This window comes from Sphingomonas sp. CV7422, assembly GCF_027945725.1.
Taxonomy (GTDB): Bacteria; Pseudomonadota; Alphaproteobacteria; order Sphingomonadales; family Sphingomonadaceae; genus Sphingomonas; species Sphingomonas kyungheensis.
The window spans coordinates 152,526-178,313 of the sequence record NZ_CP115901.1 but is presented as its reverse complement, the minus strand read 5'-3'; the positions used below and the strand labels follow the sequence as shown (position 1 = coordinate 178,313).

Annotated in this window: 25 protein-coding genes, 1 pseudogene and 1 riboswitch; of the genes and pseudogenes, 14 read left to right on the top strand and 12 right to left on the bottom strand. The window is 63.9% G+C overall.

Going from position 1 to position 25,788, the window contains the following annotated elements; translation table 11 throughout:
* Positions 1-203: 203 nt before the first annotated feature.
* A complete protein-coding gene (locus PBN85_RS18045) occupies positions 204-1,220 on the bottom strand; it encodes a zinc-binding alcohol dehydrogenase family protein (protein WP_271300952.1) in 1,017 nt (338 codons plus the stop codon).
* An 84-nt stretch (positions 1,221-1,304) separates the two neighbouring features.
* Positions 1,305-2,240 (bottom strand): LysR family transcriptional regulator, encoded by a 936-nt coding sequence (locus PBN85_RS18040; protein ID WP_066711388.1) that lies wholly within the window; start codon positions 2,238-2,240, stop codon positions 1,305-1,307.
* A gap of 113 nt (positions 2,241-2,353) precedes the next feature.
* Here PBN85_RS18040 and PBN85_RS18035 point away from each other — a divergent pair, with 113 nt between their 5' ends.
* From PBN85_RS18035 to PBN85_RS18015, 5 genes are all read left to right on the top strand, one after another.
* Positions 2,354-3,148 carry a type 1 glutamine amidotransferase domain-containing protein gene (locus tag PBN85_RS18035; protein ID WP_061780455.1) on the top strand — a complete coding sequence of 265 codons (795 nt, stop codon included), beginning with the start codon at positions 2,354-2,356 and terminating at the stop codon, positions 3,146-3,148.
* Between the two features lie 71 nt (positions 3,149-3,219).
* Positions 3,220-3,516: a putative quinol monooxygenase gene (locus tag PBN85_RS18030; protein ID WP_271300951.1), complete on the top strand. Its 297-nt coding sequence runs from the start codon at positions 3,220-3,222 to the stop codon at positions 3,514-3,516.
* A gap of 10 nt (positions 3,517-3,526) precedes the next feature.
* Complete coding sequence (locus PBN85_RS18025) at positions 3,527-3,703, top strand: hypothetical protein (RefSeq protein ID WP_271300950.1); 177 nt, start codon at positions 3,527-3,529, stop codon at positions 3,701-3,703.
* A gap of 18 nt (positions 3,704-3,721) precedes the next feature.
* The gene (locus tag PBN85_RS18020; RefSeq protein WP_271300949.1) at positions 3,722-4,462 is read left to right on the top strand and encodes an SDR family oxidoreductase; all 741 of its coding nucleotides are present in this window, start codon (positions 3,722-3,724) and stop codon (positions 4,460-4,462) included.
* Between the two features lie 111 nt (positions 4,463-4,573).
* The gene (locus tag PBN85_RS18015; RefSeq protein WP_037093999.1) at positions 4,574-4,867 is read left to right on the top strand and encodes a putative quinol monooxygenase; all 294 of its coding nucleotides are present in this window, start codon (positions 4,574-4,576) and stop codon (positions 4,865-4,867) included.
* 36 nt (positions 4,868-4,903) lie between these two features.
* Here PBN85_RS18015 and PBN85_RS18010 read toward each other — a convergent pair.
* The 3 genes from PBN85_RS18010 to PBN85_RS18000 all read right to left on the bottom strand — a co-directional run bounded on the left by PBN85_RS18010 (position 4,904) and on the right by PBN85_RS18000 (position 7,905).
* Positions 4,904-5,661, bottom strand: a protein-coding gene (locus PBN85_RS18010; protein WP_271300948.1) for an IS5 family transposase whose coding sequence is annotated in 2 segments (ribosomal slippage) — positions 4,904-5,328 and positions 5,328-5,661 — 759 coding nt in all. Because the reading frame shifts where the segments join, the coding sequence is not laid out codon by codon here.
* 475 nt (positions 5,662-6,136) lie between these two features.
* Positions 6,137-6,520, bottom strand: a complete 384-nt coding sequence (locus PBN85_RS18005; protein ID WP_271300947.1) for a DUF190 domain-containing protein — start codon at positions 6,518-6,520, stop codon at positions 6,137-6,139.
* A 26-nt stretch (positions 6,521-6,546) separates the two neighbouring features.
* Entirely contained in the window at positions 6,547-7,905 is a 1,359-nt protein-coding gene (locus tag PBN85_RS18000; RefSeq protein WP_271300946.1) for a voltage-gated chloride channel family protein, read from the bottom strand.
* A gap of 23 nt (positions 7,906-7,928) precedes the next feature.
* Positions 7,929-8,005: riboswitch (Fluoride riboswitch) on the bottom strand.
* 130 nt (positions 8,006-8,135) lie between these two features.
* Between PBN85_RS18000 and PBN85_RS17995 the strand changes: the two genes are divergently transcribed.
* Genes PBN85_RS17995 through PBN85_RS17980 form a run of 4 tightly spaced genes read left to right on the top strand, consistent with a single transcriptional unit; the run spans position 8,136 to position 11,253 of the window.
* The gene (locus PBN85_RS17995) at positions 8,136-8,534 is read left to right on the top strand and encodes a DUF305 domain-containing protein (protein WP_413243597.1); all 399 of its coding nucleotides are present in this window, start codon (positions 8,136-8,138) and stop codon (positions 8,532-8,534) included.
* Position 8,535: 1 nt separating this feature from the next.
* A complete protein-coding gene (locus PBN85_RS17990) occupies positions 8,536-9,975 on the top strand; it encodes a beta-propeller fold lactonase family protein (RefSeq protein ID WP_063690139.1) in 1,440 nt (479 codons plus the stop codon).
* A gap of 1 nt (position 9,976) precedes the next feature.
* A complete protein-coding gene (locus PBN85_RS17985) occupies positions 9,977-10,486 on the top strand; it encodes an RNA polymerase sigma factor (RefSeq protein WP_188658595.1) in 510 nt (169 codons plus the stop codon).
* Positions 10,483-11,253 (top strand): anti-sigma factor family protein, encoded by a 771-nt coding sequence (locus PBN85_RS17980; protein WP_063690136.1) that lies wholly within the window; start codon positions 10,483-10,485, stop codon positions 11,251-11,253. Before PBN85_RS17985 ends, PBN85_RS17980 begins: the two co-directional genes overlap by 4 nt.
* A 51-nt stretch (positions 11,254-11,304) precedes the next feature.
* Here the strand turns inward: PBN85_RS17980 and PBN85_RS17975 are convergent, their stop codons facing one another.
* Together PBN85_RS17975 and PBN85_RS17970 are read right to left on the bottom strand one after the other, a co-directional pair.
* Positions 11,305-11,817, bottom strand: a complete 513-nt coding sequence (locus tag PBN85_RS17975; RefSeq protein ID WP_063690133.1) for an MgtC/SapB family protein — start codon at positions 11,815-11,817, stop codon at positions 11,305-11,307.
* Positions 11,814-12,881 (bottom strand): molybdopterin-dependent oxidoreductase, encoded by a 1,068-nt coding sequence (locus PBN85_RS17970; RefSeq protein WP_063690130.1) that lies wholly within the window; start codon positions 12,879-12,881, stop codon positions 11,814-11,816. Before PBN85_RS17970 ends, PBN85_RS17975 begins: the two co-directional genes overlap by 4 nt.
* Positions 12,882-13,027: 146 nt before the next feature.
* Here PBN85_RS17970 and PBN85_RS17965 point away from each other — a divergent pair, with 146 nt between their 5' ends.
* From PBN85_RS17965 to PBN85_RS17950, 4 genes and pseudogenes are all read left to right on the top strand, one after another.
* Positions 13,028-13,900, top strand: a complete 873-nt coding sequence (locus tag PBN85_RS17965) for a LysR family transcriptional regulator (RefSeq protein WP_063690128.1) — start codon at positions 13,028-13,030, stop codon at positions 13,898-13,900.
* Positions 13,897-15,048: pseudogene (locus PBN85_RS17960) on the top strand (TDT family transporter). The gene PBN85_RS17965 and the pseudogene PBN85_RS17960 overlap by 4 nt, the downstream one beginning before the upstream one ends.
* 89 nt (positions 15,049-15,137) lie before the next feature.
* Positions 15,138-16,373 carry a molybdopterin-dependent oxidoreductase gene (locus PBN85_RS17955; RefSeq protein WP_007406293.1) on the top strand — a complete coding sequence of 412 codons (1,236 nt, stop codon included), beginning with the start codon at positions 15,138-15,140 and terminating at the stop codon, positions 16,371-16,373.
* 38 nt (positions 16,374-16,411) lie between these two features.
* Positions 16,412-16,870 (top strand): c-type cytochrome, encoded by a 459-nt coding sequence (locus PBN85_RS17950; RefSeq protein ID WP_271300945.1) that lies wholly within the window; start codon positions 16,412-16,414, stop codon positions 16,868-16,870.
* 191 nt (positions 16,871-17,061) lie between these two features.
* Here the strand turns inward: PBN85_RS17950 and PBN85_RS17945 are convergent, their stop codons facing one another.
* Positions 17,062-18,267: an IS1182 family transposase gene (locus PBN85_RS17945; protein ID WP_271300927.1), complete on the bottom strand. Its 1,206-nt coding sequence runs from the start codon at positions 18,265-18,267 to the stop codon at positions 17,062-17,064.
* Between the two features lie 315 nt (positions 18,268-18,582).
* Here PBN85_RS17945 and PBN85_RS17940 point away from each other — a divergent pair, with 315 nt between their 5' ends.
* Positions 18,583-18,804, top strand: a complete 222-nt coding sequence (locus tag PBN85_RS17940; protein WP_152542197.1) for a hypothetical protein — start codon at positions 18,583-18,585, stop codon at positions 18,802-18,804.
* Positions 18,805-18,901: 97 nt separating this feature from the next.
* Here the strand turns inward: PBN85_RS17940 and PBN85_RS17935 are convergent, their stop codons facing one another.
* From PBN85_RS17935 to PBN85_RS17920, 4 genes are all read right to left on the bottom strand, one after another.
* A complete protein-coding gene (locus PBN85_RS17935) occupies positions 18,902-19,300 on the bottom strand; it encodes a response regulator (protein WP_271300944.1) in 399 nt (132 codons plus the stop codon).
* Positions 19,301-19,317: 17 nt separating this feature from the next.
* On the bottom strand, positions 19,318-21,663 hold the full coding sequence (locus tag PBN85_RS17930) for a PAS domain-containing sensor histidine kinase (RefSeq protein ID WP_271300943.1): 2,346 nt from the start codon (positions 21,661-21,663) through the stop codon (positions 19,318-19,320).
* A gap of 388 nt (positions 21,664-22,051) precedes the next feature.
* Positions 22,052-24,025: a hybrid sensor histidine kinase/response regulator gene (locus PBN85_RS17925; protein WP_271300942.1), complete on the bottom strand. Its 1,974-nt coding sequence runs from the start codon at positions 24,023-24,025 to the stop codon at positions 22,052-22,054.
* Positions 24,025-25,539 carry an ATPase domain-containing protein gene (locus PBN85_RS17920; protein ID WP_271300941.1) on the bottom strand — a complete coding sequence of 505 codons (1,515 nt, stop codon included), beginning with the start codon at positions 25,537-25,539 and terminating at the stop codon, positions 24,025-24,027. Before PBN85_RS17920 ends, PBN85_RS17925 begins: the two co-directional genes overlap by 1 nt.
* Between the last annotated feature and the right edge of the window lie 249 nt (positions 25,540-25,788).

The following is a 25,788-nucleotide window of genomic DNA, read 5'->3' as shown; positions in this document are numbered from 1 at the left end:
GACGTCCCGAGTTTTCACCCGAGGACCGCGTCTGCTATCTCAAGACATCACGGTCTTTTATGATTGTAGATATCAGTGACCCAGCGAAAGCGACGCCCCCAACCGCACATGGCTGGCATCGATAACGCCGAGGCTTGGTCCCTTTCAGTTGGTGCAGCGGGGGCCGCGGGCGCGGCGGACGTTGCGGGTGAGCGTGAACCGCATCACTGCCACCCCTCAATGACGATCTTGCCGCGTGCGGTAGTGCTCTCAAGCGCCTGGTGCGCGCGCTTGAGGTTCGCGGCGTTGATGGGGGAGAACCGTTCGGTGAGGGTGGTGCGCACGTCGCCGGCGTCCACGAGGCTGGCGATGGTCGACAGGATCTGACCCTGCGTTTCCATATCAGCGGTCTCGAACATGGACCGGGTGAACATAAACTCCCAGTGGGTCGACACCGACTTGCGTTTGAACGGTACGACATCGAGCGTCTTGGGGTCGTCGATGAGCGCAAAACGTCCCTGCGGGGCGATCAGCTCGGCGATCTGCTCGATATGCTCGTCGGTGTGCGTGGTCGAGAAGACGAAAGCCGGCGCGCCAATGCCCAAATTCGCCACTTGCCGAGCCAGCGGCTGGCGATGATCGATGACATGGTGCGCACCGAGCTCGGCCACCCAGGCCTGCGTTTCAGGGCGCGATGCTGTCGCAATGACGATCAGCTCGGGCACTTGGCGAGCAAGCTGGATTGCCATCGAGCCTACCCCGCCGGCACCCCCGACAATCAACAGCGCATGTGCTGCACCGGCTACAGGAGTACGCACGGACAACCGCTCGAAGAGGGCCTCCCACGCGGTTATCGCCGTCAGCGGCAACGCCGCTGCCTCTGCCCAATCGAGGCTGGCCGGCTTCTTCCCGACAATGCGCTCGTCGACCAGGTGCAACTCGGCGTTGGTGCCTTCGCGGCCGATGCTGCCCGCGTAGAACACCTCGTCGCCCGGTTCGAAACCGCGCACTTCAGGGCCAACAGCGCGAACGACACCGGCGGCATCCCAACCCAGGACACGCCAATCACCGTGGATCGAACCCAAGCCAGCGCGCACCTTCGTGTCAACCGGGTTTACCGAGACAGCCTTGACCTCGACGAGGAGATCACGGCCTGTAGCGTTGGGATCGGGAAGTTCGATATCGACGAGAGCTTCCGTGCGATCGATCGTTCCGGGCTGCTGGTAGCCGATTGCGCGCATGATAAATCCTATCGTCAGGGGCTGTATAGCGAACTTTGTCACCTACGGGATACGCACAAGCGACGTAGCGGTTAGACATCGTCCTCAGGCTGGCGACGGCGTGGCTGCCGCTGCCGTCTTCCCCGTGAGGTCGGTGATGACCGCGCCGATCAGAGCCCGTAGCCAGCGGTGTGCGGGATCATGCCGATAGCGGACGTGCCAAGCCATTTCCACGGGAAAGCTGCCAAGGTCGACCGGAGCCGGCAGGATCTTCAGCCGGGGGTCGTGCATCAGCCGCCTGCAGATGAGCGAGGGCAAGGTGGCGCAATAGTCGGTCACCGCCACCATCTCGGCTACCGCGAAGAAGTTTGTCACGGAGATTGCGACGTCGCGCTTCAGCTGCTGTTGCGCCAGCGCCTGGAACAGCCCGGCGCGCATCCGTCCGGGCGGCACGATGTTGACATGCTTCATCGTCTCGAACTGCTCGCGCGTCATGACATCGCCGACGCCCGGATGGTCGGCACGGACGGCGCAGGCGAGCCCTTCGTCCATCAGGTGCTGGACGACGAGGTTGTCGGGCGGATCGACGATGCGGCCCAGCACGAGCGCCGTCGTGCCTGACACGACGCCTGTTTCCACAAGATCGTTCCCGTAGGGCGTCAGACGAAGCTTTATGCTGGGGGCGACCTTCTCCAAGCGCGCCACGATAGCGGGGACGAGGACGAACTCGACATAGCCGTTTGGCGCGATCGTGAAGAGCCGTTCGGCCTGTGCGGGGTCGAAGGCCTGCTGACCGAGGACCGCGTCGTCGAGCTGGGCGAGTGCCTCGGCGATCAGCGGTGAGAGTTCAAGCGCGATCGGGGTCGGCTGGATGCCGTAGCGCTCGCGGACGAACAGTTGATCCTGAAGCATCAGTCGTAGACGCGATAGGGCATTAGACAGGGCGGGCTGTGTCATGCCCATTCGCTCGGCGGCCCGCGTGACGCTGCGCTCCTCCATCAACGCGACGAAGATCGGCAGCAGGTTCAGATCGTAGCGCATGCAGTCATCCTGTCAGACGTATATCTGACATTAGAAAGATAAACTTCTAGAATATATCAACGAGGCCCATTTCCCATCCAACGGCGACAGGCGCCGCGAACATGGAGGTTCAGATGAGCAAGGGTCAGGTTCTCGTTCTTGGATCGAACGCGACACAGCTCGGTCTGCGTGGCGGCAGTACCGCAACGGTCGGTCAGTATCTCAACGAAACGGCAGTCCCCGCGCTGGCACTGCTCGACGCCGGCTATGATATTGTTCTCGCCACGCCCAATGGGACCAAGCCGCACATCGACGCCGGTTCCGACACGAAGGACCACTTTGGCGGTGATGAGGCGGCATACCAGCGCGCCAAGGACTTCTTCGCCAGCCACCCGGCCATGAACGACGTCCGCACGCTGAAATCGGTCGTCGACGAGGGTCTGGACGGCTTCGTTGGCGTGTTCGTGCCGGGAGGTCACGCGCCCATCGTCGATCTGATGCAGGACCGCGATGCGGGCACGATCCTCCGTCACTTCCACGCGGCGGCCAAGCCGACCGCGCTCCTCTGCCACGGACCGGTGGTCGTTGTTTCTACGCTCGACGATGCTCCGGCCTTCCGCAAGGCGCTGGAGGAAGGCGATGACGCCGGGGCGGCCGACCTGGCGCGAGACTGGATCTACTCAGGCTACCGCATGACCGTCTTCTCGGCGAGCGAGGAGAAGATCGCCGAGGAGCAAGTGCTGAAGGGCGAGCTCTTCTTCGACATGGAAAAGGCGCTGCGGTCGGCCGGTGGCGACGTCTCTGTCACCGACAAGAACTTCGCTTCGAATGTCGTCGTGGACCGGGAGCTGATCACGGGTCAGAATCCGGCGTCGGACCAAGCCATGGCCGACGCTTTGATCGAAGCCCTCGATCGCGCCGCTGCGTGAGTACCAGGATGACGGGCGGGGCGCTCAGGATGCGCCCCGCTTCGGATATAACCAGGACAGGATATGGTGCCATGACCGCCAACGTGAAGATCGTCGCCGTCCTAACCGCCCGTGCGGATACCGTCGACCGCCTGCGCGCTCTGCTCGACGCCATGCTAAAGCCAAGCCGTGCCGAACCGGGCAATTTGCGCTACGATCTCTGGCAGGACCAGAGCGATCCGAACCGCTTCGTCCTCGACGAGCTGTACGCGGACGCGGATGCGGTTACCGCCCACCGCGCGACGCCCCACTTCCAAAACTACCTCTCTCAGATCGGCGATCTGGCCGAGCGCGCCGCGTTTGTCCTCAACCCCATCTCCGCGACCTAAGGGTGCTGCCATGGGCAAGCTTAAAGAATGGGTGGGGTCGGCGCTGCTGGCACAACCGTTCTACGTAGAGGAGCTGCGGATGATCGGCCTGTTGGCACCTGCGCTTCGCGCGGGCCTTATGGGCCTCGTTCATCCACGCGGCTACCGCTGGCGCGGGGCCGCGACCCAGCGAAAAATCAACATCTGAAGTGAAGGAAACACAGTCATGACCAAAGGTATCGAAGGCAAGGTTGTTCTCATCACCGGCGGGAGCACCGGCATCGGCGCCGAGACCGCGCGTCTTCTCGCCGAACGCGGTGCGAAGGTCGCCATCGCCGCACGGCGCAAGGACAAGCTCGACGAGGTCGTTGCGCAGATCGCCGAGAACGGCGGAACGGCACGCGCCTATGCGCTCGACGTCACTGACAAGTCGGCGGTCCAGTCCGTCGTCGCCGCGATCGTCGCCGACTTCGGCCGTCTCGAAGTACTGATCAACAACGCCGGTCTGATGCCGATCCGTCCGATGGCCGAGGTCAACACCGACGAGTGGGACCAGATGATCGACGTCAATTTGAAGGGCACGCTCTACGGCATCGCCGCGGCTCTTCCCGGCTTCCTGGAGCAGGGCAGCGGCCACATCATCAACCTGAGTTCGGTCGCCGGCATCAAGGTCTTCGCCCCGGGCGGCACGGTCTATTCCGGCACCAAGTTCGCCGTCAGCGCGATCAGCGAGGGCCTACGCCAGGAGGTGGGCGAAAAGGTCCGTGTCACGTCTATCGAGCCCGGAGCCGTCGAAAGCGACTTGAAGTTCACGACGTCGGGCACGGCTGCCGAGACGGTACTCGACTTCTACAAGCAGGCCATCCCTGCAGCGTCGGTGGCGCGTGCTATCGCGTTCGCTGTCGAACAACCTGATGACGTCGACGTCAACGCGATCGTCATCCGGCCGACCGCACAGCAGTTCTGATTTCGACGAGGAGGCGGGGCCGCGTGTGCTCCGCCTCATGGGGAACGTACCGGCCCGCTCTTCCGTTACTTTGCCGAATAATGACTGTCGGTTTCACTTGAGGAGTCATTTATGCCCAAACTTGCCCTGTATGTACCACTGAAGGCCAAGCCCGGAAAAGAGCGTGATGTCGCCAATTTCCTGACCTCGGCATTGCCGCTCGTTCAAGCTGAGGCGGGCACTCTGACCTGGTATGCGATCGAGGAAGGTCCCGGTGCGTACGCGATCTTCGATACGTTCGACACAGAGGAGGATCGGCAGGCCCACCTTGACGGCAAGGTTGCCGCCGCACTGATGGACAAGGCAGAAGAACTGTTTTCTGAACCGCCGCAAATTCACAAGTTTACCCTGCTGGCCGCAAAATAGCGGAGCGGTCGGCACCCTAGGGTCAGGACTAGTTGATCACAGCCAGAAGATGACGGTGGCAGCGAGGGCGACGGCGGAAAAGAAGGCCGTGGGGCAGCGATCGTAGCGTGTGGCAACGCGCCGCCAGTCTTTGAGGCGGCCGAACATGATCTCGATGCGGCTTCGACGCCGGTAACGGCGCTTGTCGTATCTGACCGGCTCGTTGCGCGATCGTCGGCCCGGGATGCATGGCTGGATGCCTTTGGCTTGGAGAGCGTCCCTGAACCAATCGGCGTCGTAGCCGCGGTCGCCGAGCAGCCACTGCGCTTTTGGCAGGTCGTCCAGCAGGGCTGCCGCACCGGTGTAGTCGCTAACCTGCCCGGCGGTCATGAAGAAGCTCAAGGGGCGGCCGTTCGCGTCGGCGACGGCATGAAGCTTGGTGTTCATGCCGCCTTTCGTGCGTCCGATCAGGCGGCCGAGATCCCCTTTTTAACCTGTAGGCTCGATGCCGTGCGGTGCGCCTTCAGGTATGTTGCGTCTATCATAACGGTCTTCGGCTCTGCATCGCCCGCAGCCAGCCCCTCCATCATGCGCGTGAACACGCCTCGCTCGCCCCAGCGCTTCCATCGATTGTACAGCGTCTTGTGAGGACCATAGGCGCTGGGCGCATCTCGCCCGCGCAGCCCATTGCGGTTGACGAAGACGATGCCGCTCAACACCCGCCGGTCATCCACCCGAGGCCTGCCGTGGCTCTTGGGAAAAAACGGCCGCAGCCGCTGAATCTGCTCGTCCGTCAGCCCAAAAAGGTCGCTCATCCCGGTCTCCTCGCGGAGCCTGAATCAGATCGCGACGCTCACATCAATGGGTCCTGACCCTAAGACGGGCGCTCCACAGTAGCGGGTCTTGATAGGGTAGGTGCTCTATGGTCCTCGATACTTCTAGAGCCTAAAAGGACTTTGCTCAAAAATGACCCCTGCTTTTTGAAGCACGTTTACTACGGAAAAGAGACCTGCCCACCTTGGTACCCTCAGGGTATACCCAAAAGGCACCGGGATCGGGTCAGCCAAGGAAGCAGTCTGCGGGAGGGGCGGGCAGGGGGGATCGTCAGATGGAGCTTTTGGCCAAGACCTATCGTGGCCATTCTGCCTTTCCCGAAACTCCATGTCCGTAGGGCAATTTCGGGAAAATGGTTTTGGGAACGGATTTTGGGAAAGCGCCGTACTTGAGGTGAAAGGAAACTCACCGGTCGACGCCCGCCAATCTCTCGCCCTTCCTTTACGGGAACGCCGATCAGGCTCTGGTTAGCTCAGTTTTGCGCGTGATAGTCCAATGCTCCAGTCGTTTGTAGACGATCACCTTGTCGCCGATCAGATCTCCATGCCGGCGACAGAAGAGGTCGAGCTGATCGCGATCACCGACCAGTTCAACACAGATCGTCAGATGCGGATCGGCAATTTCCGAGCCGTTCTCCCGGATCGGTTCGTGATTGCTGAAGCCGTAATGGGTATTTTGCGCGACGGCGTTGATGATGCCGTCCGCCTTCGCGGTGCGAATCAGCTCGCGATAGAGCGGCTTTGCCCCCCAGAAGCGACGCGGGCCGATCTTGTCGGACGGCTTCAGATAGATGCGCAGCATCCCGACTTCGCGGTGCTGAACGGTGAAAAGGTCGGGCATGGTAGAGCTTTCGACAGGAAGCGGGATCAGGCGCGCGCGCGCCGGCGAGAAGCGCGGCGCGTGCGGGCATCGCGCAGGGTGGCGTCGGGTGTGAGGTGTGCGGCAGGCACCTTAAGCACGGCGACGCGCTGCGACAGGTAGATGCCGTTGTGGCCTGAGCAGAGATAGGCGACGAAGCACGCGACTGCGATCGGCACCGCATAGGCCGCGCCGAACAGCTCGATCCCCATGAACGTGCAAGCCAGCGGCGTGTTGGCCGCGCCCGCGAACAGCGCGACGAAACCGATCGCCGCGAAAACCCCTGTCGGCACTCCGAACATGGGCGCGAGCGCATTGCCGAGCGCCGCGCCAATGAAGAACAGCGGCGTCACCTCTCCGCCCTTGAAGCCAGCGCTCAGGGTAACGACGGTAAAGAGCAGCTTCAGCGCCCAGCTCCACGGGTGCGTATCGGGGCCGAAAAAGCTGGCAATGGTCAGGTCGCCCGGCGTTGCCGCCAGCGTGCCCAGGCCGAGATAGTCTCGCGTGCCAAATAGCCAGACCAGCGCGATCACGGCGACACCACCGATAGCGGGTCGTAGTGGGCCATAGGGTATCACGCGCTTCAGCCATCCGCCGAGCGCATGGTTGGCCTCTGCAAAGGCCAGCCCGACCAATCCGAATACAACGCCCGCGACGCCGGCTTTGGCGACGAGCAACGCGTCGACCGGCACCATCGCATCGACATGGTAGGCGCCGTGATGAATGCCCCAGGCAAGACAGGTCCAGTCACCCACCAGTGCCGCGACTAGGCACGGTACTAGCGCGCGATACTCGACCCGGCCGATCGCCAGAACCTCCAGTGCAAAGACCGCGCCCGCGATCGGCGTCCCGAAGACCGCGCCGAAGCCCGCCGCGATTCCGGTCATAAGGAGGGTGCGTGTCGCTTCCACATCCAGCTTGAGGGCGCGCCCAAACCCGCTGGAAAGACTGCCGCCCAATTGCACGGCGGTGCCTTCACGCCCCGCCGATCCCCCGAACAGGTGCGTCACGACCGTGCCGAAGAGGATGAGCGGGGCCATGCGCAGCGGCACACCGCCCCCCGGTTCGTGGATTTGCTCGACGATGAGGTTGTTGCCGCCTTCGACCGAACGCCCTGTCAGATGGTAGAGCAGTCCGACCAAGAACCCGCCGATCGGCAGCAGGTAGAGCAGCCAGGGAAAGGCATAGCGAAGCCGGGTTACGGCATCGAGGCTCCACAAGAAGGCCGCGCAGAGCGTTCCCACCGCTGCGGCCATCGGGACCAGAATCAAAGTCCACCGCAGCACCGACATGGCATGGGTGCGGCGCTCGCGAATGAACGCTGCCATGTTGAACTGGTCGTAGAGATTGCGAAACGTCGCGTGCACGATTCCTCCTTGCTGCCTTGCGGCGCCTGGTAGGAATCATCGGCCCTTGCGAGGGCGGTTCGGCCGAATGGCCCGGCGGAAATCCATCGCCGTGCCCGAGCATATGCTGTCCGACGGCGACCTGGTCAACCACGGCAGGGTCACGATGAGACCGTTGTTTTGGTGAAGATAAATAATTGGCTCGCCCATGGAATAAACCCCGACGAGCATCGTCTACGCTTTCGAGACCGATGCGCCGGAGGCTTATGCATAGACGAAACTGGATGCTGGGTCTGACTGCTTTAGCCCTGCTCACCGGCGCAGCCGCGGCCGCCCCTGCCGATGGCTACGCCAGCATGGTGTCTGCCGCGATGGACCGGATGATGGCGGGCATGATGGTCAAGCCGTCCGGCGACGTCGACCGCGACTTCGTCGCGATGATGCTTCCGCACCATCAGGGCGCCATCGATATGGCGGTGGCGGAGCTGCGCTACGGTCATAACGAGCAGCTCAAGCGCATCGCACAGGAGATCATCATCGATCAGCAGCAGGAGATCGCCGCCATGAAGCTGGCGATCGGTCAGCCGCTACCCCCTTCGACGCCAGCCCCGACGCAGGGCGGTGACCACCACAGCCATATGGAGCACTGACATGATCCGGACCATCCTGCGCTCGGCCGCCTTGCTGATAAGCGCCGCACCGGGCATCGCCATGGCCCAGCAGGCGCCGTGGAACGCCAGGGACGTGCCTGTCAGCCACCGCGACCGCGTCTATGCATCCGAACAATTCTCCAACACGGTGTCGGTGACGGACCCGGCCGACAACCGGCTGCTCGGCGTCATCAAGCTTGGCGATCCGCAGCCGATGAATTTTTCACCGCTCTACAAGGGGCAGGTGCTGGTTCACGGACTCGGCTTCTCGCCGGACGGGAAGACCCTCGCGGTCGTGTCGATCGCATCGAACGCCGTGTCGTGGATCGACACCGCCACCAACACCGTCAAGCATACGACTTATGTCGGGCGCAGTCCGCACGAGGCGTTCTTTACACCGAACGGCAAGGAAGTCTGGGTCACCGTCCGCGGCGAGGACTATATCGCCGTGCTCGACCCTACGACGTACAAGGAAACCGGGCGCATCAAGACGCCCGGTGGTCCGGGTATGACGATCTTCTCGCCCGATGGCCGATACGGCTATGTCTGTTCGTCGTTCAATCCGGTGCTGGCCGTGTTCGATGTCGCAACCCACGCGCAGGTCGGACAGGTGGCACAGCCGAGCCCATTCTGTCCCAACATCGCCGCGACGCCGGACGGCAAGCAGGTGTGGTTCACGCTGAAGGACATCGGCAAGACGGTCGCATTCGATGCCAGGCCACCCTTCGCAATCCTCAAGGTGCTGGATACCGGGCCGATCACCAATCACGTCAACTTCGCCCGCACGGTCAGGGGACAGTTCGCGTACGTCACGGTAGGCGGGGAAAACGCGGTGAAGGTGTTCCGCACGTCCGATTTCGCGCCCGTCGCCACCATCCCGGTCGGCAAGATGCCGCACGGCGTCTGGCCATCGGGCGACGGCCGGCGCATCTATGTCGGGCTGGAGAATGCCGATGAACTCGCCGCAATCGACACCACAGGCAACAAGGTGGTCGCCACCGTGCCGGTCGGACAGGCACCGCAGGCGATCGCCTATGTGCCGAACGCTGTCCCGACAGGCCCCGGCACCGACAATCTCCAACCGCTCGGTACGGCCGGCAAGGCGGTGCATCTGACCATGGGGCCGGTTGGCGGCAATGGTGCGGCAAGCAGCATCACCCTCTTCGACCAGGGCATCATCCAGGTCGTGCAAAGTGCCGTTACCGGTTTGCAGCCCAAAAAGCCTTACATGCTCGTGCTGACCGCCAACGCGGACGGCAGCGGTGCGGTAGAGCCGCTTGCGAACTTCATGAGCAACCCGGCAGGTGCGGCGATCGTCAACGCATCGGGGCCGATCCGGCAGATCGTTCAGGGCAGCACCGCGGCGCCCCGGCGCTTTCTGGCTGTCGCGGAGGTGGTGAACGGCGCGCCGGGTCGCATCGTGCAGGTGCAGCGCGACTGAGATGGACCCGCTTGCCGCCGCGATCGAACCCCTGATCCCCGGCCTGCGCCGCTATGCCCGATCGTGGTTGCGCGATCGGGCGATGGCGGATGACGTGGTGCAGGATTGCCTCGAGCGCGCAGTCGGGCGCTGGCGACAGCGACGCGGCGTGGAGGTGCGCCCGTGGGTCTATACGATCCTGCACAACCTGTTGGTCGACCATCAGCGGCAGCATAACCGGCGAGGCACGGCGGTTCCGCTCCACCTCGTGGACGACGCTGCGCTCGGCCGCCCGGCCGATCAGGATACAGGCCTGCACCACCGCGACCTGCTGCACGCGCTTGATGCGTTGCCTGAGGAACAGCGAACGGTGCTGCTCCTCGTCTCGGTTGAGGGGCTGCCCTATGCGGAGGTCGCTGCCGTCGTCGGGGTGCCGCTGGGCACGGTGATGTCGCGCATATCGCGGGGGCGCGACCGTCTGGCGACGCTCCTCCGGGAGGGTGAACGGCCGCGATTGAGGAGCGTGCAATGACCAGCCCGATCGGCGAGGACGATCTGGCCGCGTGGATCGATGGCAGGCTGTCGCCCGAGCGGCAGCGCCTGGTCGACGCTTACCTTGAAGGCCAGCCGGACGTGCATGCCCGTTTGCGGGAGCAGGCGGAGCAGGCGCGAGCCCTTGCATCGCTGTTCGCTCCCATCGCGGATGAACCGATCCCGGCGACGATGCGCGTCGCAGCCATCAGGGGACGGCAACGCCAACCGCGTTGGCAACTCGCCATCGCCGCGTCGCTTCTCGTGGCGGTCGGGTTTGGCGGGGGCTGGTCGAGCGCGCGGTGGAGCGGCGAACCTCGCGCGGGCATCGCGGCGCTGGCCAACGAGGCGAGTGACAATTTCCGTGTCTATGCCGCCGACCGGATACGACCGGCGGAAATCGGCCCCGACCAGCGCGCCATGCTGATCCGGTGGACCTCCGCCCGACTGGGTGAGCGCGTGACCATCCCGGACCTCAGCACAGCCGGTTACCGCTATGGCGGAGGGCGACTGGTCGCGACACCCCACGGCCCTGCGGCGCTGCTCCTCTACGATGGACCACAAGCGTCGAAACTCGCGGTGCTGACGAGGCCCATGCAGATCGACAAGACCGCGAGCATGACCAGTACGTCCAGCGGGACCATGGGCCGGATCACATGGGCGGTCGACGGGATCGGCTACAGTGTGGTGGGCGAGCGCCCCGCGGCCGAGCTGCATCCGATCGCCGATGAAGTCCGGCGCCAGGCAGGTGCCGCGCTGGTGTCCTGATAGCGCCTTGCCGCTTCCCGGCGCCGACAGGCACCGGGCTGTCCAGCGCGATCACGGCTTTCGTTCGGCGTCCTTCCTGTCGGCCTCGGCTGGCGTCAGCCTGGCCCGCTCGCGGATGCGGCGTTCGAGCGGAGCGCCCACGAACAGTACGAGCATCGCAAGGCTCAACCCGCCGATGATGAGCGGCCACACCGCCAACCCTGCTGCCGCGCCGATGGTGGCGGTGACCCAGATGCACGCGGCGGTCGCCAGTCCATGCACTTCCTGACCCTGACCGACCCGCAGCACCGCGCCGGCACCGATGAAGCCGACGCCGGACAGAATGCCCTGCATCGCCCGTCCTGCGGCATCGGCGTTCACGTTCGGCAAGCCACTATGCACGATCGCCTGCACGGCGATGCAGCTCGCCAGACCGACCAGACCCAGTGTCCGCAAGCCCATGATCTGCCGGTTCTCGCGCGAGCGTTCCCAACCAAGTACCATCCCGGCCGCAGTCGCCACCACCAGCCGCCCGATCGCATCGATCCAGAAGCCGATGTCCGATGCCGCTGACGCTTCGATCATTCGACCAGCACGTGCACGTGATGCCAGGCGGTGCACAGATAGCCGGCGAAGTTCCACATCGTGTCCGGCCGTTCGGGCTGTCCCTGTCCAGCCTCGTCGAAGGCGCGCACGACGAGGTGCTGGCGACCCTTGGCGAGCGTGGCGTCGAGGGTCCAGCGTCGCCAACCCCAATGGGTCTCCGGATCATCGGCAAAAGTCGCCTGTTGCCAGTCGCGACCACCGTTTACCGACACCTCGACGCGCGAGATGCGGCGATCATAGGCGATGGCATAACCCTCGATCCGCACCTCCCCGGCCGGCAGGCTTTCGCCAGAGCCGGGCGCACAGATCGCGGCGTTGAGCGGCATGGCATTGATGGTCAGACCCTGGCTCCAGTCGACGGTGTTGCTCGTCACATCGGCAGGAAAGAGCTTGTAGTCGTGTGCCTGGATCGGTGCGTCGGATGGCGTGTCGCGCACCTCGATCCGTGTCAGCCATTTGGCGCTTCGCACCCCGGCATAGCCCGGTATCACCATGCGGAGCGGTGCGCCGTGTTCGGGCGTCAGCGGCTCGCCATTCATCGCCCAGGCAATGAGGACGTCGGGTTGCCGCGCCTTGTCCATGGCGATCGAGACCCCGAACAATGCTTCCTCGCCTTCGACGTCCACCTCGTCCGCGCCGGTGAATGCTACGAACAGGTCGGACGCATCCGGCGCACCGACGGCATCCAGCACGTCGGACAGTCGTACGCCGGTCCACTGCGCATTGCCGATCGCGCCAACGTCCCACGGGTCGCCGGAGGTCTTGGCGACCTGCTGGAGATCCGTGCGCCGGTTGCCGGCGCACTGGAGCACCGCCGTCACCGTGCGTGTGGCAAACGCGTTCTTCAGTTCCTCCACCGATAAGAAGCGGCTCGCCATGCCCCTCCCGCTCACCTCGATCCGATGATCAGCGGGCAGGTCGGGCACCGCCCCGTGGCTGCGCACGTAGAACAGCGCCTGCGGCGTCAGGAACCGCTCGATCAACGCACCTGGCATTGGCTCGGCGTTGTAGGGATCGGAACTGCGCTCGATCATATCGGTCATGGACGATCAAACGCGCCGCATGCGCGTATTGCTTCACGTCTTGGAGACCATCACAGACGAAAGGCTGCCGATCATTCCGATATCCAGATTGGAATAAACAGATCAAACGGTTGGTCGTATCGATCAGATTGCGCGATATAAGCTGCATGACCCTGGAGCAGCTCAGAATCTTCGTCGGTGTCGCCGAGCGCGAACACGTCACCAAGGCAGCGGAAGCGCTGAATGTCACGCAGTCTGCTGCCTCCGGCGCGGTCGCGGCCCTCGAAGCGCGCTACGGGATACCTCTGTTTCACCGTGTCGGGCGTGGCATCCAGCTGACCGAAGCAGGCCGCGGCTTTCTGGAGGAAGCGCGCGCGGTGCTGGGGCGGGCAGCGCATGCCGAGACGATGCTGGCGGACTATGCCGGGCTTGCCCGTGGTTCGTTGCGGATCGTCGCAAGCCAGACGATCGCGAGCTACTGGTTGCCGGCAAAGCTCGCCGCCTTCCACGAACGCCACCCGCAGATCGCGGTCGAACTGGCGATCGACAACACCGAAGGTGCGGCAGCGCAGGTCCTGAGCGGCGCGGCGGAGCTCGGTTTCGTGGAGGGCGAGGTGGACGAACCGGCGCTCGCCCACTGGAATGTCGGGCGTGACCCGATGGTGCTGGTCGGCCGCGAGGACGCCGGGCGCGTCGACGAGGACTGGCTTCGCGCTGCACGCTGGATCGTCCGCGAGCAGGGTTCGGGCACGCGCTCGACCTTCGAGGACGTACTGCGAACGCGCGGGTTTGATCCGGCCCAGCTGACCGTCGCGATGACGCTGCCGTCCAACGAGGCCGTGCGTACCGCGGTCGAGGCTGGTGCCGGCGTTGCCGTCTTGTCGCGATTGGTCGTCGCACGCGCGCTCAAGGCCGGCGATCTGGTCGAGCTGCCGCTCGGGCTGCCCGACCGCGCCTTCCACGCGCTGCGCCACAAGGAACGCTATCGCACCCGCGCGGCCGACGCGCTGACGGACCTTATCAAGGAGCAGGTCGCATGACTGCCGACACGCACTCCGTTCTAAGCGGCTTCAAGCCGCTCAGCCGGCTCGATCACCCCCGCGAGATGATCCGCCAGTTCACGCCCAACTGGTTCGCCGCGACGATGGGCACGGGCATCCTCGCGCTCGCGCTGCCGCAGGTGCCCGGCATCGGCCCCTCGCTAAAGCCGGTTGGCGAGGTGTTGTGGTTCTTCAACATCGCGCTCTTCGCGCTGTTCGCCGGTCTCTATGGCGCGCGCTGGACCATGTTCGGGCACGAGGCGAGGCGCATCTTCGGGCACAACACCGTGTCGATGTTTATCGGGACCATCCCAATGGGATTGGCGACAATCATTAACGGTTGCCTCGCCTTCGGCATCGCGCGGTTCGGGGATGGCATTGTGCCGGTCGCACACGTCCTGTGGTGGATCGACGTCGCCATGTCGCTCGCCTGCGGCGTGCTGATCCCCTAGCTGATGTTTACCCGCCACGAGCACAGCCTGGACGGCATGACCGCCGTATGGCTGCTGCCGGTCGTCGCTGCCGAAGTGGCGGGCGCCAGCGGCGGGCTGCTCGCGCCGCATCTAACCGATCCCCACGCGCAGATAGTGACGCTCGCGACCTCCTATGTGCTGTGGGCCTATTCGGTGCCGGTCGCGTTTGGCATCCTCGCCATCCTCATCCTGCGCATGGCACTCCACAAGTTGCCGCATGAAAGCATGGCGGCATCTTCCTGGCTGGCGCTGGGGCCGATCGGCACGGGTGCTCTGGGCATGCTGGTGCTCGGCGCGGATGCGCCGGCGATCCTCACCGCGCACGGGCTAGCCGGCGTCGGCACCGTCGCGCAGGGGATCGGCGTTGTCGCCGGGCTCTGCCTTTGGGGTTTCGGCCTGTGGTGGCTGGCGCTCGCGACGCTTATCACCATCCGCTACTGGCGCGCGGGCGTGCCGTTCAACCTCGGCTGGTGGGGCTACACCTTCCCGCTCGGCGTCTACACCGTCGCCACCTTCCGCCTCGGCACGACGCTGAACCTTATGTTTTTCGGTATCGTCGGCACGGTGCTGACGGTTGCGCTCGCGGCGATGTGGCTGCTGGTCGGTGCCAAGACGCTAGCCGGTGCATGGCGGGGCAACCTGTTCGTCTCGCCCTGCATCGCCACCCCGAACTGATCCGCCATGATGATCGGATCAGCCGGTCCGATCACTTGCAGAATGCCCCTTTGATCCGCCAGCGTGACTGGCCACAGGAGAGCCTTGTCATGGACAATTTCGACGCCGGGCTGGCGAGTGAGACCAGCCGTCGCCGCTTCCTCAGCCATGCCGCGCTCGGCACCGCCGGCCTTGCCGCCGCGCCGGCACTGGCGCAGCAGCTCGTCGACCTGAAGCTGCCCGGCGGCAATGCCGAGCGGCCGATGACCAGCGCCTTTCCCGGCAAGGGCAGCATGATCCTCCAGCGCGTCCATCCACCCTTGCTGGAGACGCCGATGGAGGTCTTCGACAAGTCGGTGTTCACGCCCAACGACCAGTTCTTCGTCCGCTGGCACTGGGCCGACATACCGACCTCGATCGACGTCGAAAGTTTCCGCCTCAACGTCTTCGGCCACGTCAATCGGCCGCTGTCGATCAGCCTCGCTCAGCTGCTGCGCCTTCCACGGGTCGAGATGGCGGCGGTGAACCAGTGCTCGGGCAACAGCCGCGGGCTGTTCCAGCCGCGCGTCGCCGGCGCGCAATGGGGCAATGGCGCGATGGGCAACGCCAAGTGGCTCGGCGTTCGCCTGCGCGACGTGCTCGACCTCGCCGGGGTCAAGGCAGGCGCGGTGCAGGTGCGCTTCGGCGCTCTCGATCAGCCGGTCGTGGCGGGCGCTCCTGACTTCGAGAAGGCACTCGACATCGACCATGCCCGCGACGGCGAGGTCATGATCGCCTTCGGCATGAACGGCGAGCAACTGCCGCTCCTCAACGGCTTTCCCTGCCGGCTGATCGTGCCGGGCTGGTACTCGACCTATTGGGTCAAGATGCTGAACGCGATCGAGGTACTGCCCGGCCCTGACGACCAGTATTGGATGGCCAAGGCCTACAAGATCCCCGCGACACCCGGCGCGAATGTCGCGCCCGGTGCCAAGGACTTCCCGACCGTACCGATCAATCGCATGATCCCGCGTAGCTGGATGACCAGCCTGCCCGATGGTCAGGCGATCGCCTATGAAGCGTCGATCCCGGTCGGCGGCATCGCAATGGGCGGCGATTGCGGCGTCGCCAAGGTCGATGTGTCGTCGGACGGTGGCCGCACCTGGTACAGGACGACGCTCGGAGCGGACGAGGGCAGGTACAGCTTCCGGCGCTGGGACGGGCGGGTGCCGCTGAGACGCGGGCCTAACCCCATCATGGTGCGCTGCTGGAACACCAACGGTGTCGCTCAGCCGATGAAGCCGATCTGGAATCCCGGCGGGTTCATGCGCGGCAACATTGAAACCACCACCATCATCGCGGCCTGAGGAGCGAGCAAATCATGAAGACTCCGTCTCCCGGCATGATGGCTGCTGGCCTGATCGGCCTGACCGGCATCATCCTCGTCTCGATCGGCGCGCCGAGCAGCCGCAAGGCGCCCGTTCCGATCTCCGAGATGTCTGAGCCGGCACCGGCCGCCAGCGTGTCAGCGCGCGGCTTCTCGCTTGCCTCGACCAGCGTCGACCTGCCGGCCGACGACGCGACCTACCCCGACGGTCCGCACGCCGACGTCATCAATGCCAATTGCACCTCGTGCCACTCAGCCAGCATGGCGCTGACCCAGCCTGCGCTATCGGCGGATCAGTGGAAGGCGACCGTCACCAAGATGCGTGAGGTGTATAAGGCGCCAGTGGCCGAGAAGGACGTCGATGCGATCGTTGCTTATCTCACCGCTATGCCGAGCCAGAAGGTGGCACCCGCGACCGGCAAGGCGCAGGACCCGGACCCCAAAGTGGCTCCTGATGTCTCAGGTGGAACCGGCTAACCGATCTACTTCCATAATCCCGAAATACCATCCAGACCGTCCGAAAACTCGCCTGTGATTATGGTCTGGACGTTCACCGGCCGAGAGGTGTCTGAAGGGGGCGGGCTTTTCAGCTTTTGCGCTCCGATGGGGTGAAATGGGCTACTGTGAGGCCATATCCGGCGTCGTGAGGGCGGAGCTGGCGGCGCGGATCAGGCCTGCACCGCCCGAATCATCCCCGGCACGCCGATGAGGGTGATGGCCCGCCTGATATTGTAGGCGAGTGCCGTCAGGCTGAACTCGGCACGGACCTTCTCCAGACCGCGCATCAGGAACGCCCCTTGGTTCATCGATTGTTTTATCGTGCCGAACGGGTGTTCGACGGTGGAACGCCGGACGACGAGGAGGTCTGGTCGCTTTGCGAGGCGCTCGGCCATGCGCTCGATGATCTCTTCCTTCTCCCAGCGGTTGACGCGTCGCCAGCGCCCCTTGGTACACAGCGCCTTCATCTGGCACCCGGCGCAGGCGGCAGGATTGGAATACTGGATCGTGACATGCCCGCGCGTCACCGAGCTGTAGCGGGTGTCGAGCACCTGCCCACCGGGGCAGTGATAGGCATCTGCTGCCGGATCGTAGCGAAACCGCTCCTTGGGGAAGAGGCCGTTGCTGACGTTGACGCCCCGGTGCGGGCGCGGAATGTACGGCGTGATGCCGGCGGCTTCGCAGGCCTCGATGTCCTCGCCCTTGTGGTAGCCCATGTCCGCCACGGCATCGATACGCTCGACGTCGAGCACTTCCATCGCCGCGCGGGCGGTGGATGCCAGCAGGCCCATGTCGTTGCAGGCGTTGGTGACATGCTGCTCGACGATCAGGCTGTGTTTGGCATCGACTGCCACCTGCGCGTTGTAGCCGATGGTGACCTTGCCGTGAGCGACCATCGCGCGCGCATCGGGATCGGTGAGCGAAATCTGCCCTTCGGCGCTCTCTTCAATTTGGCCGAGCAGCGCGACGCTTGCCTGACGCTGCTCACGTAGTCTGGCGATCTTCGTCCCCAGCGCGTCGGTACGGCCGGTGCCGGCACCATCTTCACCGCGGTCGATCTGGTCGAGCTCGGCCAGGTATCGCTCCAGTCGCGCGTCGGCCGACGCGAGATACGTCGCCAGCCGCTCCCGGCTGAAGTTGCGCGCCCGGCTGTTCACCGCCTTCAGCCGCGTGCCGTCCACCGCCAGCAGCTCGCGCCCGAACAGGTCGAGCTTGCGGCACAGCACCACGAACTCGCGGAACACCGCCTTGAACGCGGCCCGGTTTTCGCGGCGGAAATCGGCGATGGTCCGAAAGTCCGGCCGCACCCCGCGCAGCAGCCAGATCAGCTCGAGATTGCGTATCGCTTCCGCTGCCAGACGCCGGCTCGACCGCACCCGGTTGATAGCCGTATAGGTACAGCTTGAGCATGTCGGCTGGATCGTAACCCGGCCGTCCCGTCGCCTTTGGTTGCGCCCGCAGAAAACCGGCACCGCCCAGATCGAGATCGTCGACGAAGGCGTCGATAAACCGCACCGGATTGTCCGCTCCCACATAGTCCTCGACCGACGCCGGCAGGAGCAGCGCCTGGTCCCGAGCATGACCTTCGATATATGCCATAGGCACGGTATATCCGCTGTCCTCAGGCAAAGGAATCAGGCGGATTGCTCTTTCGTTCGAGCCGTATCAAACCTGCGCCCGAGAGGTGAGCAATGAAGTTCGGTCCTGCATATAAAACCGCTTTCTGGATCAACATCGGCTGCACCATCATGGTCGGTTTGCTGTTGGCTTACGAGCTTTTCGTTACTGGAACCTCGTCTCCCGGAGCCCCAGCGATACGAAAAGTCATTTTCGGGGTGTTGATCGCCCAGTTGGCAAGCGCAGTTGCCATGTCGATGGCGCGGCGATCGGCGAGCAAAACCACTAATCCCTGATGGGGTTTTTAGCCCCCCCATATCACCAGCATCGTAGTCATGTTTTCGGACGGTCTGCATCCCAATAGGGAATACCGACACCCCCACCATCACAATATCAAGCTGGGCGGGACTCGTTAGCTTCGATCAGGCGCTGCATGGCGGCTATGACTTCGTCATGGTCGATCGGCTTCGAGTAGAACTCGGCACGTTCGGGAAGCTCAACGCTTTCTCGCGTGAAGTAGGCGGCGGTCAGGATGATCTCGATCGGCGGCCAGCGTTTGCGTATCGCCGCTGCAATCTCGATGCCCTTGCGGCTGCGCGGCATATCGAGGTCCATGTAGACGAGGCGAATGTCCAGACGTTCTTCGAGGAGCTGGATGGCGTCGGCGCTGCTCAACGCCTCGACCGCCTCGAAACCGGCTTTCTCGACCATGCTGATCGCATCGAGGCGCAGGATCGGTTCGTCCTCGACTACCAGTACCGGCCATCGCTTGAGGGGTTGAGATTGTCCCATGACTTCGTGGCTACGCCTTACGCTTCCTGTATCTGGTAAAGCGGTGCCGTGGCCTGCACCGACAGCCCTTCCGCCTCGTAGCGTAACTGAACGCCTCCGGAGCCGGTTAGTCCCATGCGGATGATGCGCGAGCCGAAACCTTTTCGCGTCGGCTCCACGGCCGCCGGGCCGCCGCGTTCGACCCAGCTCAGATCAAGCACGTCCTTGTCGCCGTCCCGGCGTACAGCCCAGGTCACGGTAACTTGGCCCTCCGGTGCTGTCAGTGCACCGTATTTGGCGGCGTTCGTCGCCAGCTCGTGTAGCATGAGCGTGAGGGCCAGCGTCGCGCGCGGTCCGATCATCACGTCGGGACCGGCCAGCGTGAAGCGATCCTCGCCGAACGTCTCCAGCGCCTTGCGGGCGACATCGCCCAAGCGGGCGCTCGACCAATTGTCCCGGGTCAGCACATCGTTCGCCGCAGCGAGCGCGCCGAGGCGCTTGCCGAATGCGGCAACGGCGTCCTGATCCTCCGCTTTGGAAAGCGTTTGATGAGCGATGGCCTGCACCACGCTCATCGTGTTTTTGATGCGATGCGCCAGCTCGCCGTTGAGCAGATGCTGCTGCTCACGGGCCTTCTGGAGTTCGGTGTGATCGCGGGACACCGACAGGATGCGCGCGGTTTCCCCGTCCGGGCCGAGGATCGGTGAGACCGACACCGACCAGTGCCTGGGATTTCCGGCATAGGTGTCGGCGGGCGCTTCGAAATGGGTCGTCTCGCCGCGCTTCGCTGCTTCGATCGCTTCAAGAGCGTAGGCAGGACCGCTCTCCTTCAGGAACTCCGGCCACGGGCAACCGCGTACCGTGTTGAAGTCGCTGATTTCCATGACCTTCATGCCGCCATCGGTCATGAAGGACACGCTGCCGTCCAGCTCGACCACCTTGATGCAGTCGGTCGAGGCGGCAAGCACGCTGCTCAGGAACGCGGCAGTTTCCCTAGCCTCCTTCTCGGCCCGGCGCCGTTCAAGCGCGATCCACGTCCTATTGCCGGCATCGGCGATGAATTGGACCTCCTCGGGTGTCCAATCGCGCGGCGCACCGTCGTTGACGTAGAGGATGGCAACGGTCCGCCCCTTCTCCCGGACGGGCCGGTTGACGAGGCTGCGCACCGCGACGGATTCCAGCGGCGCGGTATCACCCGACGTGCGTGGATCGAGGCGTATGTCTGGGATGACCACCGTTCGACCTTCGCGCAGGTCCTGCGCATAGCCGCCATAATCATCCATGCGGTAGGTGCCGGCGAGCGTCGGATAGTCCTGCGCCGTCCAGTCGCTCGGGACGACGAACCTCTCGCCGTCCTCCCCGACCGTGCCAAAGCCGACCCGCCCCACACCAAGTGTGCGGCCGATCAGTGCGGTTGCCGCCCGCACAATATCTTCGGGGTCATCAATCGCGGTCAGCATTCGCCCAAGTTCGGCGAGCGCTTCGCGACGCCGATCGGCATTGACGCGATCGGTGACTTCAAGAAACAGGACAGTGAAGTGATCGGCCCCGGCTGGCTGACATACACCGTCATACCAGCGCTGGAGGTCGCCAACCTGCCGGGTGAAGCGGATCGCCTGACTCGTCTCGACAACACGGGCGAACTCCAGCACCCATTCGTCCTCGACACCGGGGAAAACTTCGCGGATCGTCTGGCCGACAGCACATCCGCGTTCGATCCCGACAAGATCGTACCAGGCGTCGTTCACTTCTTCATAGCGCCAGTCGATAATCTGGCCTGTGTCATCGCGTATGACCTGGCCGAGGACGAAACCTTCCTCCAGCGTCTCGAACAGCTGGCGCCATTTGGCCTCGCTGCGCTGTAGCTCGGCGGTCGCGGCATCGCGGTCGCGTTCAGCCTTGACGCGATCGGTTGTCTCCAGCGTCACGTTGAGCAGACCGGCTACCTCGCCGTTCTCACCGCGCACCGGCGAATATGAAAAGCTCCACCATGTATCTTCCGGATAGCCGTTGCGCGTCATCAGCAGCGGCATGTCACGGAATGTCGAGGTTTCGCCGGCGAAGGTCTTGTCGACAAGCGGTTTGATCTCGTCCCAGACGTCGGGCCACGCCTCGGCGAACGTCACGCCGAAGGCAAACGGATGCCGCTTGCCGAGAATTGGGATATAGGCGTCGTTGTAGAGGAACGTGCGCTCCGGTCCCCAAGCCAGACACATGGCGTGACCCGATGCCATCATGATGTCGACCGCCGTGCTCAACGAAGCAGGCCAATCGCTGCGCGGCCCGAGCGAAGTCTTGCTCCAGTCGAACGCCGACAGCATGTCGGCCATGCGCGGTGCGTCATGCACGTCGCCCATGGCGATGCCCTCAACGTTGCTCACCATTCCTGCCGTCGCTTCCTCGACCCAAGCGGTTAACGAACCCGCCCCCCGGCAGGATCAGCATCCGTAGCGGTCCCCATTGGAAATTGGAACATTTAGCATTGGGAATAGCCACTTCTGCAAGCGCCTTAGCGGAGCAGTGCTGACATGGTTAGTATCCGGCCCCGCTCTTCAGCAAAGTCCCGCTTCCACCATCATCTATGGGATCGCTCGCAACGTCGAGTGCTGGACATGTCTTTTAAGCAAAGCAGTCGATCCGAATATACGGCCTGTTCCCCGTTCGGTTCGTTTGGCCTCGTATAGCGATACATCTGCCTGCCGGAGAAGGTCCGAAGCATCATGTACGTCCAGCCCGATTTCCGCAATTTCTGGTGACTAGGATCTGGCAATCTTAATTTACAGAGCGCAATGTTCGTGATCCTCGCCTAAAGGCGAGCAGATCGTAAACTCGTCCGGCAAGATCAGCCTGCCGAAACGGCTTGGACAGACGTGGCACGTCAGCAGGCACGTCCTCACCCGTTGAGGCATAACCAGTGATGAGCAGGGTTGGCAGCCCGATGCCCTTGCTGCGCAATTCATAGATCAGCGCCGCACCCGTCATTCCCGGCATCAGGTAATCGGTGACGAGCAAATCGGCGTCGATCCCCGAACGGATCGCCGACAGCGCCTGGATCGCTGACGGCATCTCGACGACCTCATATCCCAGATCGCGCAGCATGTCGGCGGTGGCGGTCCTGACGATCTCCTCGTCGTCGACCAGCAGCACTTTCGCGTGCTGCGTTGCCCGGACCGGCTCGTCTCGCTCGGATTGCTGCTCAAGAACGGCCTCATCGCTGACCGGCAGCCACAGCTCGATCGCGGTGCCCTGGCCAGGTTCGCTCTCGATCCGAAGCGTCCCGCCCGATTGCGCCGCTAGGCCGTGGATCATAGAAAGGCCAAGCCCGGTGCCCTTGCCGACCCCTTTGGTGGAGAAGAACGGCTCGACAGCACGTGCCAGCGTGATCTTGTCCATGCCGACGCCGGTATCGCTGGCGATCAGACGAACATAGCGGCCTTCCGTAAGCCCTATGCTGTTGCGACCATCGACCGTCATCATGGTCGCACCGATCGTCAGCCGCCCGCCTCCGGGCATGGCATCGCGTGCGTTGACCGCAAGGTTGAGAAGAGCGAGCTCGAGCTGGTTGGGATCTACCTTTACCGCTTCGATCGTTGCCGGCACATCGATCACGACCGCAACGGTCGGACCAAGCGAGCGCCGGATCAAGTCGCTCATGCCGTCGATGAGTGCGGCGACGTCGACCGCTCGGGGTTGCAGCGCTTGGCGCCGCGCGAAGGCAAGGAGCCGTTGTGTCAGCGTCGAGGCGCGTTCTGCCGCCTGTAACGCACCGACGATAAAGCGCTGCGACTTCTCATCATCCCCGTGACGGCGCCGCAGGAGGTCGAGACTGCCGACGATCGGCGTCAGCAGGTTGTTGAAATCGTGGGCCACGCCTCCGGTGAGCTGGCCGATGGTGTCCATCTTGGCGGCCTGGGCAAGTTGTGCGTCGGCCTCCTTGCGGGCGGTGATGTCCGAGACAATGCCGGTCATCCGCACCGGCGTGCCGTCCTCATAGGATACTCGGCCTCTGGCCGCGATCCAGCGACGCTCGCCGGTAACGGTGGTGATCGGACATTCGAGATCGAGTTCGCCCAGAGCTGGCGCAGCTTCGAAGACCGCCGCGACATTCGCGCGATAGGCGGGGTCGACGCGTTGAAGGAAGATATCCACGTTCCAGTGCGGCTGGATCTCGGTGAAGCCGAAAATCTGGTCGTGCCGAAGCGAGCGGCGCGCCTCGCCCGTGGCCATATCGATGTCCCAGCTTCCCATGTCGGCCGCGTGCAGTGCGACCTCCAGGCTTGCCCGCGCCTTCTCCAGCTCGTCGGTCCGCTCGACCACCGCCTGTTCCAGCGCTTCGGCCGCGCCCCTGACCTGATATTGTCGGCGCCTTGCCTTGAGCGCAGAACGAATTGCGCCCAGCATGGCATCCGCGTGGAGCGGACGTTCCAGCAACATCATGTTCCCAAGCGCATCGAGACGTTCGGACGCGAGGTTCGAACGAGGCCGCGCCGATCCGTTCGCGAGCACGATAAAGGGGAGATCGGACCAGGTGGGCTGGTCCGCGATCCACTCCGTCAGGGCTGTGAGGTTGCCGAGCGCCAGCGCTTCCTCTGTCACCAGTACGGCACCAGCGCCCGCAGTCAGCCCGACCAGCAGATCGTCAAGCGACGTGCAGACCTCGGATACGATTCCGCGCTTGTTGAGCAGTTCGGAAGCGAGAAGGGCATCACGCCCCTGAGGAGCAAGGATCAGGACGCGCAGGTCCACTAAGCGTCCTTCGCGTCCATGCCACCCTCGCCCCGACTTGCCATCAGCATTTTCGCCTCACCCGCGAACGTCGGAACGCCCGTCAGCACACCCTGAAAATCGGTCAGCGCCTCGCCGACGTGCAGGCCAGCCTCCGTGATCTGAAACTCACGGATCGTGCGTTCGTGCCGCGACGTTCGGGTCTTGATGACCGAAATCGCCTGACGGACTTCTCCATGTGCTTCGAAATAGCGGAGCTGCATGACCGTATCGGCAAGATAGCTCAGGTCAACGTCCGAGCGGATGTCACCCGTCACGCCGTGTTGACCGAGGATGAGGAGCGAAATGACGCCCTTCGCACCCAGATAGCTCAGCAGTTCGTGCATCTGCAGAACGAGATACTGCTCGCTCGGCATCGACTGCAGATATGCGTTGAGACTATCGACCGCGATGACCGTGGCCTGGTCCTCTTCGACGGCCTTTCGGACGGCGTTGGTGAACTCGCCGGGCGATAGTTCGGCGGGGTCGATGCTGCGGATTTCCAGCGTACCCGCATCGAGGTGCGGCTGGAGATCCATGCCAAGCGCGGCAGAGCGCTTGAGCAGCGTCGGCACTCGTTCGTCGAAGAGGAAGTAGGCGGCCCGCTCGCCACGCTCGAGCGCTGCCACCAAGGCCTGTACGGTGGTTGTGGTCTTGCCGACGCCGGCCGGTCCTGACAGCAACGTCGCCGTTCCCGGCAGCAGGCCGCCACCCAGCAACTCATCGAGTTGGGGCAAACCGGTGGATACCGCGGCCCCGTCAAAGGCGTTGCCGTGTTCGGCTGCGACCAGGCGCGGGTAAACGCACAATCCCCCGCGTTCGATCGTGAAGTCGTGGTAGCCGCCACGGAACTTGACGCCGCGCATCTTGAGCACGTGCAGGCGGCGACGCTGCGCGCCGAAGCCAAGCAGCATCTGCTCCAGCATGACGACACCGTGGGCGATGGATTGAAGCTGGAGGTCGCTTCCGGTCGCGCTGCGATCGTCCAGCAGCAGCACGGTGCATTTCCGTGCCGCGAAGAACTGCTTCAATGCCAGTATCTGTCTGCGATACTTGACCGGGCTCTGCGCCAGAAGCCGCAGCTCGGAGAGGCTGTCGATCACTACCCGGCTCGGTTGGACCCCCTCGACCTTGGCGATAATTCCACGCACCGTTTCGCCAAGCTCAAGCTCGCTGGGGTGAAACAGCGTCTGCTCGTTGTCGGCGGCCAGCCCCTCGGCCGGGACCATCTCACTGAGCGTGATCGGATCGAGGCTCCAATTGTGGCTTTCCGCTACCGCCAGCAGTTCGGCCTCGGTTTCAGCCAGAGTAATGTAGAGCCCGGCTTCGCCGGCTTCGGCTCCCTTGAGCAGGAACCCCAGACCGAGCGTCGTCTTGCCCGTTCCAGGCGTGCCCTCGACCAGGTAGAGACGCTCTCGCGTCAGGCCGCCCGCCAGCACATTGTCGAGACCTTCGACACCGGTCGAGGCGAGGCGTGTAGGCGGTTCGCTCGTCACATATCACTCCTGTTTCGAGGAGTTTACATCAGCGAACCCCGGACCGCTAATGACAGTTGAAATTAGGAAGCCTTTCGCCGGCCGGGCTGGCTCGATTGATCGCGCTCGCGGCGACGTACATCGTTGTGCTGTTCTCGGTCATCGTGCAGGGCGGGACGATCGAGCGTGTTCTTGATCGTGCGCGGCGAAGCGGCATGTCTGCCGCTGACTGGGGTTTCGCTTCTCACATGGCTGCGTTTCGAGAAGCGA